Source organism: Desulfovibrio sp. (genome assembly GCF_034006445.1).
Classification (GTDB): domain Bacteria; phylum Desulfobacterota; class Desulfovibrionia; order Desulfovibrionales; family Desulfovibrionaceae; genus Desulfovibrio.
This window is the reverse complement of the sequence record NZ_JAVESS010000020.1, coordinates 37,360-49,981: the sequence shown is the minus strand read 5'-3', so window position 1 is coordinate 49,981 and position 12,622 is coordinate 37,360. Positions and strand designations below refer to the sequence as shown.

Below are 12,622 nucleotides of genomic sequence, written 5' to 3'. Positions count from 1 at the left end.
GTGGTGCCCGGAGCCGCCATCAGGCGCTCAAGCGGGATGTCGTCGCCGCAGTCGACGCACTGACGGGGGCCGTTGTGCTGTAAAAGATGCAAAAGACTCTGAAGGTCGCGGATGCGCTGGGCGCTGCGGCGTGCGCTGCACTGCGCCAGATGGGCGGCCTCCAGGTGGCTGGCCGCATCCACCTCGTCGGCAAAATGTTGTGCCTGAAAAACGCTACGCAGCTGGCCCATACGCTGCAATTCGTCGGCCAGTTCTTCCTGAAGACGCCTGAGCATGAGTGTGGTTTCCATCACTGCCTCCCCGGAATTTCCGGTGGTTGAACTCGAGCATTTTCGCATTGAGAATATCTATTCCCAGTACTTTCAAGACGCTCGCTCCGGCGCGTAACTACGCAAATAACTTGCGCTTACGCCTCTGCGGCGGGCGTATGCTCCCGCATACGCCAGAGCACTTTCAAAATGAACTTGCTCTATTGGTCTTGAAGCAGTCTGCATGCCCATTTTGGCAGCGAGGTGTCGCCCATGTTAAATCGTGCGGCACGTTGACGGCAAATTGAGGAAAAAATCCGCGACAGGAAATAAAAAAAGGGGGGACGTCAGACGACGTCCTCCCCGGTCTATAACAGATCACCTTTGAAAGGCTTAACATTTCAGCGTGTTCATTTATCTGAAAAATGCGGCGTTCGGCTGAATCCACGCCATGTTGTGGCGCGCCGCACGTTCGTGCAGCGTTAGAGCCTGTTAACTTTTGCCAAAGTTAACAGGCTCTAAAACAGAAAGGCTGCGATTTTCAGACGGCTGTTAACCGTGCATATTCAGAAAGTAGCTGTGCAGGCGCGTATCCGGCGTCAGTTCCGGATGAAAGGACGTGGCCAGAATATTGTTCTGGCGCACGGCCACGGCCTGCCCCTTGACTTCAGCCAGCACCCTGACCTCCGGCCCCACGCTGATAAGCACCGGAGCGCGGATGAATACCGCCGGAACAGGGTCGGGGCCAACTTCAGGCATGCTGAGTTCGGTCTCAAAGCTGTCCACCTGACGGCCAAAGGCATTGCGCCGTACGGTGGCGTCCAGCACGCCAAGTCGCGGCTGATCCGAATTTTCAATGGTGCGGCACAGCAGGATAAGCCCGGCGCAACTGCCGTAGACGGGCATGCCCTGCATGATGCGGTCGCGCAAAGGCTCCAGCATGTGCCACTCGTTGAGCAGTTTGCCCATGGTGGTGCTTTCGCCGCCGGGAATGATCATGGCGTCGATGCCGTCCATATCCTTGAGCTGGCGCACTTCGCGAGCCGCCACGCCCAGCCTGGACACAGCGGCCACATGTTCACGAAAGGCTCCCTGAAGAGCCAGAACGCCCACGCAACGTGCGGCCATCTTACCAGCCCCGCTCCTGCATACGCTCACCGGAAGGAATGGTGGAAATTTCAATGCCCACCATGGGTTCGCCCAGATCGCGGGATATTTCGGCCAGTATGGCGAAGTCCTTGTAGTTGGTCACGGCCTGTACAATGGCTTTGGCGCGCTTGGCCGGGTCGCCGGACTTGAAGATGCCGGAACCCACAAAAACGCCGTCGCAGCCAAGGTGCATCATCAGGGCCGCGTCGGCCGGGGTGGCTATGCCGCCAGCGGCAAAGTTGACCACGGGCAGGCGGCCTTCTTTGCGAACGAGCAGACATACTTCAAGAGGCGCGCCGATTTCCTTGGCAAAGTTGGCAACTTCGGCTTCGGGCAGGCCGCAGAGCACGCGCACTTCGTTCATGACCTGGCGGCAATGGCGCACGGCTTCAACCACGTTGCCGGTGCCGGGTTCGCCCTTGGTGCGGATCATGGCCGCGCCTTCGGCGATGCGGCGCAGGGCTTCGCCCAGATTGCGGCAACCGCAGACAAAGGGCACGGTGAAGTCGCGCTTGTCGATATGATATTTGTCGTCGGCGGGGGTCAGAACTTCGCTTTCGTCAATGTAGTCCACGCCCATGGATTCAAGGATGCGGGCTTCCACAAAATGGCCGATGCGGGCTTTGGCCATCACCGGAATAGTGGCCACTTCCATAATTTTTTTGACAATGGTGGGATCGGCCATGCGAGCCACGCCGCCAGCGGCGCGAATGTCCGCAGGCACACGTTCCAGCGCCATCACAGCGCAAGCCCCGGCTTCTTCGGCAATCTTGGCCTGTTCCGGAGTGGTGACGTCCATAATCACGCCGCCTTTCAGCATTTCGGCAAGGCCTGTCTTCAGGCGGATGGTGCCCTGTTCCATATTTCTACTCCTTCTGAGCCGGGTCCGCCGGCGAGGTATTGGCAGTCTACCGCTCACGCTGCGGCGTTGCTGGGGTGCTATATATGTCATAAGCGTTCATCTGACAATACATCACAACCACGACGCTGCCCGGCTTGCGCTCCGGCCCGGCTCTGGATATGCTGGTGTCGTCCAAAGGAACTATAATGACCACACCTACCCCCTGTGTACGGCTGCCTTTTTTGCGCGGCCCTCTGTCTGTCTCCGGCCCGGAGGATGCCGACGCCGCAGCCGTGCCTGCCGCGCAGCCCGGCGCTGCAGCGGCTCTGCTGCTGTGGCCGGGCCTCCCGCAAGCTCCGCAGGAAGGCGCGTACTGCCCTGCGGACTACCCTTTCAGCCAGCGCCAAGCCGCCGCCTGTCTTGAAGACCTGCGACAGATGGGCGACGCCGCGCTTTCGGGCCTTCCCGTGGGCGCCACGGCGGCGGCCAATCCCCGCGCTGCCCGCCGCGCCTCGGAAATGGCGCTTTTGCGCGGCCTTGACGGCGCGGACACTGATGCCGCCCTCAAGGCTGAAGCCGCCCGCAAGCTGCGCATCGAGCTTGAGCAGGCCCAAAAGGCGCTTCTCTGGGCATGGCTGCAGGAAGAACGCATGGGCGAACTGGCCGAACTGGCCCGCACCCTTGCGCAAAAGTCCGGCACGTTCACGCGCTCACTGGGCGTAGAGGATGAAGACGCCGACGCACTGGCCGTTTCCGGCGGCTTTGCGGGCACGGGCATTCTGGGCGCGCCCGTTTCGCTGGATCTCGGTCTCATGCCGCCCTGGCGGCTGGTCGTGGCCAATGCCATGTATTTTCTGCCGTCGGACATGCCCATTCTGGCAGAAGGCCCCATGGCGGAAGACCTGCGGGAAACCCTGGATTTCGCCCCCGCCAGCCCTGAACACGCCCCCGCCCCGGCACAGGCTCCCGCCCCTGCACAGGCTCCCGCCCCGGCACAGACCCCCGCCCCGGCACAGGCCGCCCTGCTCTGCGCCCGCGCTCCTGCATGGCGCGCCATGGGCAGAAGCCGCCCCACAGGCGCGCAGCCGCTGGATGTGGAACGCCAATGGCTTGTGAGGGCCGCGTCATGAGCCGTCTTTTCACCAATGGCCTTGCAGGGGTCATCTTTGACTGCGACGGCGTTATTGTGGATTCGCGTGAATCCAACACTGTTTTCTACAATCGCGTGCTTGAGCACTTCAACCTGCCGCCCATGACGCCGGAGCAGGAGAAATTCTGCTTTATGGCCACTGCCATGCAGGCCCTGCTGCACATTGTGCCGCCGCATTTGCATAAGCAGATAAGCTATGTGACCAGTGAAGTGGTCAACTATCATCGCGACATTATGCCCATGCTGCGTTTGCAACCAGGGTTTGTTGATTTTATTGACTATCTGCGTGACAAACAGGTGCGCATGGCCGTGCATACCAACCGCAGGCTTGAGGGAATACAAACGGTTCTGGACATTTTTGGCCTGCCCTCCTATTTTGATCCTGTGGTCGCAGCTGATACGGCAGCGCCCAAGCCGTCTCCCGAAGGCGCATTGCGCATATGCGCCACATGGCAGACCCCGCCTGAAACCGTGCTTTTTGTGGGCGACAGCGAGCATGACAAAGAAACGGCCCAGGGGGCGGGCGTGGTATTTGCCGCATTTAACGGCGGCGCTTTGCGGGGACAGATAACAGCAACCGATTACGCAGGCTTGCGCAATGCCCTGGATGACGCACTGTTGCGAGGCAGCGCCAGGGCCTAAGGCCCGGCCCGGCCGGAGCCTTTAAGAAATTTTATCAAAGTTGACACCAAGACCGCCACGCTGGAGGGCGCATGATCATTTTGGCCAATACCATGAGCGCCGTTGCCATGATACTGGGTTCGCTGCTGAGCCTGTATTTCTGGATAGTCATTATTGCCGCCGTGCTCACCTGGGTGCGACCGGATCCGTATAATCCCATAGTGCGCACCTTGCGCGCCCTCACGGAGCCCGTGTTCTATCGCGTGCGCAAGTGGTTGCCCTTTACCTACACCAGCGGCATGGATTTTTCGCCTGTGGTGGTGCTGCTGTGCATTGAGCTTTTCAACCGTATCGTGGTTGCCTCATTGGCGCAGTATGCCCTTACCATGCAATAACACCGGTTTCACTCGCGGGATTCCGCGTCCGAACATCTAACAATGGAGATTTCTTATGGATCAGCATGAACTAGAAATCCTAACCAAGTATGCGGCCACTGATCCGGAGCTGAAATCCCTTTGGGAAGATCATGTGCTCTATGAAAAGCAGGTGGAAAAGCTTGAAGGCAAGGCCTTCCGCACCCCTACTGAAGAACAGACCTTGAAGCAGCTGAAAAAGCAAAAGCTTGAAGGAAAAACCCAGCTCATGGCAATCCTGGATCGTCTGAAAAAACAGGATTAGCATGGCTTCGAAGGAGCCGGTCATGGAATGTACAGGTGCGCAGATTCTCCTTGAGTCCCTGAAGAGAGAAGGCGTTGACGTGCTGTTCGGGTATCCCGGCGGCGCTGTGATTGACATTTACGACGAACTGCCGCGACATCAGGAAATCCGTCACGTGCTGGTACGGCACGAACAAGGGGCTGTGCACGCGGCTGACGGCTATGCCCGCGCCTCCGGCAAGGTGGGCGCATGCCTGGTAACTTCAGGCCCCGGCGCCACCAATACGGTGACGGGCATCGCCACAGCCTATTCCGACTCCATTCCTCTAGTGGTCATTACGGGGCAGGTGCCCACGAAACTGATCGGCAATGACGCCTTTCAGGAAGTGGATATTGTGGGCATCACCCGCCCCTGCACCAAACATAACTTCCTGGTAAAGGACATCAACAAGCTGGCCCTTACCATCCGGCAGGCCTTTTATCTGGCGCGCACGGGCCGCCCCGGGCCCGTGCTCGTCGACCTGCCCAAGGACATCATGCAGGCCACTGCCGAGTTCATCTGGCCTGAAGAAGTCTACATGCGCAGCTACAACCCCACCTACAAGCCCAACCTCAACCAGTTGCGGCGCTCGGTGGAAGAACTCGCCAGGGCCGAACGCCCTGTCATCCTGGCTGGCGGCGGCGTTATCATGTCCAATGCGGCCGAAGCGCTCACAAGCCTTGCGCGCAAGCTGCAGATACCGGTGACGTGTTCGCTCATGGGGCTTGGGGCCTTTCCGGCCACAGACCCGCTGTGGCTCGGCATGGTGGGCATGCACGGCACCTATGCCGCCAACCTGGCCATCAACAACGCCGACGTGCTGGTCTGCGTGGGCGCGCGCTTTGACGACCGCGTGACGGGCAAACTGACGGGCTTTGCGCCCAAGGCGCGCATAGTGCATATCGACATAGACCCCACCTCCATTCGCAAGAATGTGGAGGTGCAGGTTCCCGTGGTGGGCGACTGCCGCCTGGCCCTTGAGGGCATGTCCGAGATTTGCGACGCCAAGCTTGAAGGCAAGGACTGGGCCAGCGAGCACGCCGCGTGGCTTGAGGCCGTGGGCGAATGGAAAAAGAGCAAACCGCTCTGCTACCAGAAAAACCACAATATCAAGCCGCAGGAAGTTATTGAAACCCTGTACGAACTTGCCAACGGCGACGCCATCATCGCCACCGAAGTGGGCCAGCACCAGATGTGGGTTGCCCAGTTCTATTCCTTCACCAAGCCCCGCACCCTGCTGACCAGCGGGGGGCTCGGCACCATGGGATATGGCTTTCCCGCGTCCATTGGCGCGCAGTTCGCCTTTCCCGACAAAAAGGTCATCACCGTGGCGGGCGACGGCTCGCTGCAAATGAACATTCAGGAACTGGGCACCGTGGTGGCCAACAAGCTGCCCATCAAGGTGGTCATCCTGAACAACCGCCACCTCGGCATGGTTCGCCAGTGGCAGGAACTCTTTTACAACCAGAACTACAGCTCCACCAACATGGAAGCGCAGCCGGACTTTGTGAAGCTGGCCGAAGCCTATGGCGCTGAGGGCTATCGCATCGAAAAGGGCGAAGACCTGCGTGCCACGCTTGAAAAGGCCCTGGCCTCGCCCAATCCGGCCTTTATTGACGTTATGGTGGAGCGTGAGGAAAATGTGTACCCCATCGTGCCCGCCGGTGCGGCGCTCGATGAAATGTTGCTGGTGTAAGGGAGGGGCTATGAGCAAAAGACATGTGCTTTCTGTGCTGGTGGAAAACGAACCCGGCGTCCTTTCCCGCGTAGCGGGGCTGTTCAGCGGGCGCGGCTTTAACATCCACTCGCTCAATGTGGCCCCGGCCCTGGAAGAAGGCGTTTCACACATGACCATCACCACTGAGGGAGACAGCCTGATTTTGGAGCAGATAATGAAACAGCTGCACAAAATCGTCTCTGTCATCAAGGTGGTGGACTTCGCGGACATACCCGCCGTGGAACGCGAAATGATGTTCGTCAAGGTGCAGGCAGAAGGCCCCATGCGGGGTGAAATTCTGCGCACCGTCGAGATATTCCGCTGCAAGGTGGTGGACGTGAGCTCCAATGAAATGACCATTGAGGCCACCGGCAACCAGGACAAGCTGGACGCCATCATCAACCTGCTACAGCGGTTTGGCATCAAGGAACTGGCGCGCACAGGCTCTGTGGCCATTCGCCGTTCCAAAAAGGCGGACTAGGCTTAACCGCCCGGACTCTGCCCGCTTTCGTGCCCGACGGCCCACAAGGCCCTCTCCGGCGCGCGAGCGACGCAGGCGGAACGCCCTTTATCCCCAAGGGTTCCCCTGCGCGCAGGCATGACCGATTCCGTCCGTCGCGCCTCAAGGCCGCAGCACTGCCGCAGGGCAGCACTGCCGCCGGGGCATACGGCAAGGCCCCCCATGTTCCCTTCAGGTGAAGAGAACTGCAATTTTAGCTAACAACGAGAGATCTCAAAGGAATTTCAGATGAAAGTCTATTACGATCAGGATGCCGACCTTAATCTCCTGAAAGATAAGACCGTGGCCATCATCGGTTACGGCAGTCAGGGACACGCCCACGCCCAGAACCTGCGCGATTCCGGCGTCAAGGTTGTGGTGGGACAGCGCCCCGGCGGCGCCAACTACGACCTGGCCAAGGAACATGGCTTCACCCCTGTTTCCGCAGCCGAGGCCGCTGCCCAGGCTGACCTGATTATGATCCTTTTGCCCGACGAAGTGCAGTCCTCTGTTTACGAAAACGACATCAAGCCCCACCTGACCAAGGGCAAGGCCCTGTTGTTTGCTCACGGCTTCAACATCCACTTCTGCCAGATCCAGCCGCCCAAGGATGTGGACGTGTTCCTCATCGCTCCCAAGGGCCCCGGCCATCTGGTGCGCCGCACCTACACCGAAGGCGGCGGCGTGCCCTGCCTTGTGGCCATTCATCAGGATGCCACGGGCAACGCCCTCAAGATGGGTCTGGCCTATGCCAAGGGCATCGGCGGCGCGCGCTCCGGCGTCATCGAGACCTCCTTCCGTGAAGAAACGGAAACCGACCTCTTCGGCGAACAGGCCGTGCTCTGCGGCGGCGTTTCCGCCCTGATCAAGGCCGGCTTCGAAACCCTGGTGGAAGCCGGGTACCAGCCTGAAATGGCGTACTTCGAATGCCTGCACGAAATGAAGCTCATCGTTGACCTCATGTACGAGGGCGGCCTGTCGCGCATGCGCTACTCCATCAGCAATACCGCCGAATACGGCGACTACGTCAGCGGCCCCCGCCTGATCACCGAAGAAGTGAAAAAAGAAATGAAGGGCGTGCTCAAGGATATTCAGAGCGGCGTGTTCGCCCGCAACTTCATCCTTGAGGCCCGCGCCAAGTATCCCATGTTCCTGACCACCCGCCGTAACGAGTCTGAACACCAGATCGAAACCGTGGGCAGGGAACTGCGCAGCATGATGTCCTGGCTCAAGAAAGACAAAAAAGACTAGTACCGTATCCTCGGTTTAGTCATTTGCCATCTCTACCGGCCACCCATCAGGGTGGCCGGTTCTTTTTGGAAATAGTTTTATTTTATGGCATGTTACCTTTAAAAAAGTGTAAATGTTCTAAAACCCTTGCTGGCTCGGTTCAAGACACGTAAAGCCGCACAACAGAGGAGTTTGCGTCTTTCTTCATAACCTGATACGAAAAACCGTGGCTTTGCACGTATTTTGCTTTCGCGGCACGGCCAACAACCGTCATACCGCATACAGGCGAAAATCCCGCCCCCTTCCGGCCCTTACGCCAATGTTCCTAAACACATGAGGTCGCGCATGGCTGCCCAAGACACCCATGAAAACACTGAAGAAATCATCGACCTGACCGAGCTTATCGAAAAAGGCGCCGTTCCGGAGGCCGATACCGAGGCCTCAAGCCCGGCCGCCGGTCAGGATGACGACCTGCACACCCACATGCGCAGCCTGAATGACAGCGGTCAGAATGTCGCTGCAGAAGCGGAAATTGACGACCTGCTGGCGCAGATGGAATATAAGGATGAAGGCGGCGCAGACGCGGAGGCGGCCCCTGCCGCCCAGTCCAACGCCGGGGACGGCAGCGCGGAGAGCGGCATGGAGCAGGCGGATTCGGACGCGCCCGTGCGCATGCCTGACGGCCATATTGTGGACCCCCACGAAGAATTGCACATGCCCGGCATAGGTGATGTTGACAGTCTTTTGAATTCACTGGATATTCCGCCCCAGCCCCGCCCGCATGAAAATGCTGCGCCCTCGCCGGAAGACACCGACAATGCCGTGGATCAGATGCTCGGCAGTCTGAACGGCGCATCACGCCCTGCACCGGAAGATTCCTCCAAGGGCGCGGGCACGTCCCCCCATAAGGATTCGACGGATCTGGACGATCTGCTGGCCGCCGGAACCATGCCGGAGCCTGTCATTTCCGACGAACTTGAGTCCCTGTTGCGCGAGGCGACGCCGTCCGCGAACCAGCCCGACGCAAAAGAGGCGCAGTCCAAAGACAAAAGTCAGGCGCAAACTCCGGCGCAGCCTGCGGCCCCGGCCGCTGCTAGCCCTGCGCAGGACGCCCCCGCCCATGACCTCCATGACGATCTGGACGTCCTGCTGCAATCCATAATGGTCGACAAGCCGGAGCATGGTGCAGACAAGGATGCGGCCAAAACCCAGGACGCGCCCCAGGCGCAGCCCGCTCCGGCCAGTGCGCCCGACGCCAGGGCCGATGATCTTTCTGCGGATCTTGACCAGTTGCTGTCATCCGTCAAACCGGCGGATCCCAACCTGCCGGATCCGGCCCCAACTGCGGCCAGTGGCGCAAGCCAGCCCACGGATGCCGACCCGGCAAAGGCCAACGACAAACTTGAATTTGATCTGGACGCCCTTCTGGCGGCAGCCGATGCCGAAGAGCGCGATCGCGCCCATCCTGCGGCCACGCCCGAAGCTCCTGCCGCAGAGCAGCCCGAACAGCCGTCCGGCAGCAGGCTGCCCGATGTGGATCTGGACGACATCCTGGCAGGAAACATGGTCACCGTTCCCTCCGCCCAGGTTGCCGCGGCAGCCCGCCCCGACAGTGCCGCCACGCCTTCGGCCAACGCCTCCAGTGCCGCCGCCGGGCAGGCCACAGTCACGCCGGACATGACGGAGATTATGGCGCGCCTTGACCAGTACGCGGAAAAACTGCAACAGGCAGACGATCGCGTACAGGCTCTGGAAGCGGCGGTTGCCGAGGCCAGGGCCGAAGCCGACCAGGCCCGCGCTGAAGCCGATGCGGCAAAATCGGCGGCACAGCAGATACAGTCTGATCTGGATGAAAAGCATACAGCGACGCAGGCCTCTCACGAAAGCCTGGCGCAGACCGCCGCCGAAGCCCTTCATACGGCCCAAAGCGCGGCCCAAAACGTCGCGCAGGCAGTGGCCAGCGCCACGGCACAACAGCAGGATCAGCCCGACGGCACGCCGTCCCTTGAAGCTCTTTTTGACACAGACCATCCCCTGCACCAGCGCCTTATGGACTGCATAAACACGGCGGCGGCAGAAGCGGCGGCCACGGCAGCCCGGCAGGCCGCTGAAAAGGCGGTCGCGGAGGCCCAAAACGCCATGGCCCAAGCCCACGACGCGCCTGCCGGACACGAAGACCCCGCGCTGCTGGAAAGCCTGCTGGATGATCGCATGCATGCGGTCAACCTGACCATGCACGGCGCTTCCGCGCGGCTGGACGCGGTTGAAAGCAGGCTGGACGAACTGGAGCCGCACTTTAACGATCGGGTGGAAAAAGCCGCTGCTTCTGCGGCTGCCCGCATTCTGCGCGAAGAAATTGGCCGTCTGCTGGAAAACGAATAACGTCGGGCCGCCGCGAGGCCTTTTCGGGCCTTTTCGGGCCTTTTCGGGCCTTGCCGGGCCTTGTCGGGCCTTTTCGGGCCTTGTCGGGCCTTGTCGGGCCTTGCCGGGCCTTGTCGGCCACGGGAACATGCCACCGGTAAGGCTCTGTCCATTGCGATCGCCCGGCGCGACGCGGGCAGCCGCAGGCGAAGATGCGCGCTGGACGGCGACAGGCTGCTTCCGGGCTTTGCCCTGACCTTTCCGCGAAGCTGCGGGCACGCCGTCAGCCCTTTGTGCCCCCCAAAGCCGTGCAGGCTGAGCCTCCGCGCTTGCCAAGCGGCAGCGGAACGCTTATGCTGTTGCGCGATTTCAGAAGTATGGGAGCATCAGCCCGCTGATCCATGCCGCGTGGTTTCCCTTTGAAACCGAACCACGGCGTCATGGCACTTTTCTGTTGCCGCTGGCCGCGTTTCAGCAAAAAAGGCTCAGGGCATGGCAGCATGCCGCAGCCTGCGAAACCGGATCGCTCCCCGCAGCAGACCGCCCTTGCGAACGGCATTCCCAAAGGTTACGGAACGCCCGTTTCGACGCCGTTGCGGCCCCGCTGCGGCCCCGCTGCGGGCATGATCGCGTGGAAAGACGGCGCTTGCGCCCTGACAACAGGCATGTGCGCGCACAGCCGCCAGAGCAGTTTCAAGGTAGCAATGCTCTGACACATATATAAAAATGGGCGGGGGCTTGAGTTTCCGTTCGTTTCCCGTCCAGGCAATACCCGCTGTGGGTCAAGGCCATTCCCCTACGGGCGGGTTTTTTTTCGTCGGCCAGCAATCGCAAGCACCTGGCTGCTGGCGACAAGCGGCCGTAACAAGGCACGAGGACCGTATGGACAAGGATCGCAAGGAAGCCCTGCAGGTGGCCAAGGAACTGACCGCCAAATTCATTGAAACGCGCACGGTTTCCCCCGGTAACTTTGCCGAGGTTTTTCCCTCGGTCTACCGGGTGGTTTGCGCCGCCATCGGCGTTGATGCGGATCAGGACAACAAGGGAAAATAAGTGGATTCTTCTCGGCATTTCCGGCAGGAAGACGGGCAAGCCCCGGCAGCCGCGCCGCAACAGGCTCCCCGGCCTGCCCATGACGTGGCCGTGGCTGGCATGTTTGGCCGTATTGTACGCTTTTACGACCTGCTGAACCGCGTTCTCAGCCTGGGCCTTGACCAGTACTGGCGCAAGGTGCTGGCCCGCAACGTTCGCCTGGGCGATACCGGTGTTGTGCTGGATCTGGCCGCTGGCACGCTGGATGTTTCCCTGGCCATACGCCGTCAGCACCCCACGGCCCTTGTGCCCGCGCTGGATTTCTGCCCGCCCATGCTGGTGCAGGGTCGCCGCAAGCTCAAGGGAGAAAACGCCCGGTGCATCCTGCCTGTGGCGGCTGACGCCAAGCGCCTGCCCCTGCCCGACGCTTCGGTGGATTGCCTGACCATAGCCTTTGGCATCCGCAACATCATCCCGCGCGAAGCGGCTTTTGCCGAAATGCTGCGCGTGCTGCGCCCCGGCGGACGGGCCTGTATTCTTGAGTTCGGTTCCGGGCGGGAGCGCATCTGGGGCGGCCTTTACAACCTGTACCTGAATTTTCTGCTGCCCCGCGTTGGCCGCCTGTTTTCCAAAGACCCTGCGGCTTACGGCTACCTGGCCGACACCATCCGCGCCTTTCCTTCGGCTGTTGAGCTTGAAAAGGAACTGCGCAAGGCCGGGTTTTCCAAAGCGTGGTACCAAAAGCTCACGTCAGGCATCGTCTGCCTGCATGTGGGAGAAAAGGCGCGTTAGCTGCCGCCAAAACGGTCGCCAAAGCGACTGCCAGAGGGACTGCCCCCCTACGATGCAAGTCGTACAAGCAGCAGGCCCAGAGCCAGAGCCGCCAGCCCCACCACGCGCAGGCGGCTTTCGGGCAAAGGCAGCAATTGCAGCAGTGCGCGGCGCATGCCGCCGGGAAACAACGTCCAGCACAGGCCCTCGAGCACGATGGCAAGACCCAGGGCGCGTAAAAAGAGTTCAATATTAAATTCCATGCTTTTCTTGGTGACGAAAAAAGCTTGTTTTGTAAAGGAATGAA

Annotated in this window: 15 protein-coding genes; 11 read left to right on the top strand and 4 right to left on the bottom strand. The window is 60.6% G+C overall.

Annotated features, from left to right (window positions below; genetic code table 11):
• The 3 genes from RBR41_RS12555 to pdxS all read right to left on the bottom strand — a co-directional run.
• On the bottom strand, nucleotides 1–290 hold a 290-nt coding region (locus RBR41_RS12555), incomplete at its 3' end, for a TraR/DksA C4-type zinc finger protein (protein ID WP_320352968.1).
• 510 nt (nucleotides 291–800) lie between these two features.
• A complete protein-coding gene (pdxT, locus tag RBR41_RS12550) occupies nucleotides 801–1,376 on the bottom strand; it encodes a pyridoxal 5'-phosphate synthase glutaminase subunit PdxT (protein ID WP_320352967.1) in 576 nt (191 codons plus the stop codon).
• 1 nt (nucleotide 1,377) lies between these two features.
• Nucleotides 1,378–2,259, bottom strand: coding sequence for a pyridoxal 5'-phosphate synthase lyase subunit PdxS (gene pdxS / locus RBR41_RS12545; protein WP_320352966.1), 882 nt, complete (start codon nucleotides 2,257–2,259; stop codon nucleotides 1,378–1,380).
• 185 nt (nucleotides 2,260–2,444) lie between these two features.
• Here pdxS and RBR41_RS12540 point away from each other — a divergent pair, with 185 nt between their 5' ends.
• The 11 genes from RBR41_RS12540 to RBR41_RS12490 all read left to right on the top strand — a co-directional run bounded on the left by RBR41_RS12540 (nucleotide 2,445) and on the right by RBR41_RS12490 (nucleotide 12,336).
• Nucleotides 2,445–3,368 carry a hypothetical protein gene (locus tag RBR41_RS12540; RefSeq protein WP_320352964.1) on the top strand — a complete coding sequence of 308 codons (924 nt, stop codon included), beginning with the start codon at nucleotides 2,445–2,447 and terminating at the stop codon, nucleotides 3,366–3,368.
• Nucleotides 3,365–4,030, top strand: a complete 666-nt coding sequence (locus RBR41_RS12535; RefSeq protein ID WP_320352962.1) for an HAD-IA family hydrolase — start codon at nucleotides 3,365–3,367, stop codon at nucleotides 4,028–4,030. The genes RBR41_RS12540 and RBR41_RS12535 overlap by 4 nt, the downstream gene beginning before the upstream one ends.
• A 71-nt stretch (nucleotides 4,031–4,101) precedes the next feature.
• Nucleotides 4,102–4,404, top strand: a complete 303-nt coding sequence (locus RBR41_RS12530) for a YggT family protein (protein WP_179979897.1) — start codon at nucleotides 4,102–4,104, stop codon at nucleotides 4,402–4,404.
• 55 nt (nucleotides 4,405–4,459) lie between these two features.
• On the top strand, nucleotides 4,460–4,687 hold the full coding sequence (locus tag RBR41_RS12525) for a DUF465 domain-containing protein (protein ID WP_179979898.1): 228 nt from the start codon (nucleotides 4,460–4,462) through the stop codon (nucleotides 4,685–4,687).
• Nucleotides 4,688–4,709: 22 nt separating this feature from the next.
• Nucleotides 4,710–6,401, top strand: coding sequence for a biosynthetic-type acetolactate synthase large subunit (gene ilvB / locus RBR41_RS12520; RefSeq protein ID WP_320352961.1), 1,692 nt, complete (start codon nucleotides 4,710–4,712; stop codon nucleotides 6,399–6,401).
• A gap of 10 nt (nucleotides 6,402–6,411) precedes the next feature.
• Nucleotides 6,412–6,903, top strand: a complete 492-nt coding sequence (gene ilvN / locus RBR41_RS12515) for an acetolactate synthase small subunit (RefSeq protein ID WP_320352959.1) — start codon at nucleotides 6,412–6,414, stop codon at nucleotides 6,901–6,903.
• 267 nt (nucleotides 6,904–7,170) lie between these two features.
• A complete protein-coding gene (gene ilvC / locus RBR41_RS12510; RefSeq protein ID WP_320352958.1) occupies nucleotides 7,171–8,172 on the top strand; it encodes a ketol-acid reductoisomerase in 1,002 nt (333 codons plus the stop codon).
• A 324-nt stretch (nucleotides 8,173–8,496) separates the two neighbouring features.
• Nucleotides 8,497–10,533: a hypothetical protein gene (locus RBR41_RS12505; protein WP_320352956.1), complete on the top strand. Its 2,037-nt coding sequence runs from the start codon at nucleotides 8,497–8,499 to the stop codon at nucleotides 10,531–10,533.
• 479 nt (nucleotides 10,534–11,012) lie between these two features.
• Entirely contained in the window at nucleotides 11,013–11,225 is a 213-nt protein-coding gene (locus RBR41_RS12500) for a hypothetical protein (RefSeq protein ID WP_320352955.1), read from the top strand.
• A gap of 169 nt (nucleotides 11,226–11,394) precedes the next feature.
• The gene (locus tag RBR41_RS12495; protein WP_179979903.1) at nucleotides 11,395–11,565 is read left to right on the top strand and encodes a hypothetical protein; all 171 of its coding nucleotides are present in this window, start codon (nucleotides 11,395–11,397) and stop codon (nucleotides 11,563–11,565) included.
• Between the two features lie 84 nt (nucleotides 11,566–11,649).
• A complete protein-coding gene (locus RBR41_RS12490) occupies nucleotides 11,650–12,336 on the top strand; it encodes a ubiquinone/menaquinone biosynthesis methyltransferase (protein ID WP_320352969.1) in 687 nt (228 codons plus the stop codon).
• A 47-nt stretch (nucleotides 12,337–12,383) separates the two neighbouring features.
• Here RBR41_RS12490 and RBR41_RS12485 read toward each other — a convergent pair whose 3' ends face one another.
• Nucleotides 12,384–12,578, bottom strand: a complete 195-nt coding sequence (locus RBR41_RS12485; protein ID WP_320352954.1) for a DUF2065 domain-containing protein — start codon at nucleotides 12,576–12,578, stop codon at nucleotides 12,384–12,386.
• Nucleotides 12,579–12,622 lie beyond the last annotated feature (44 nt).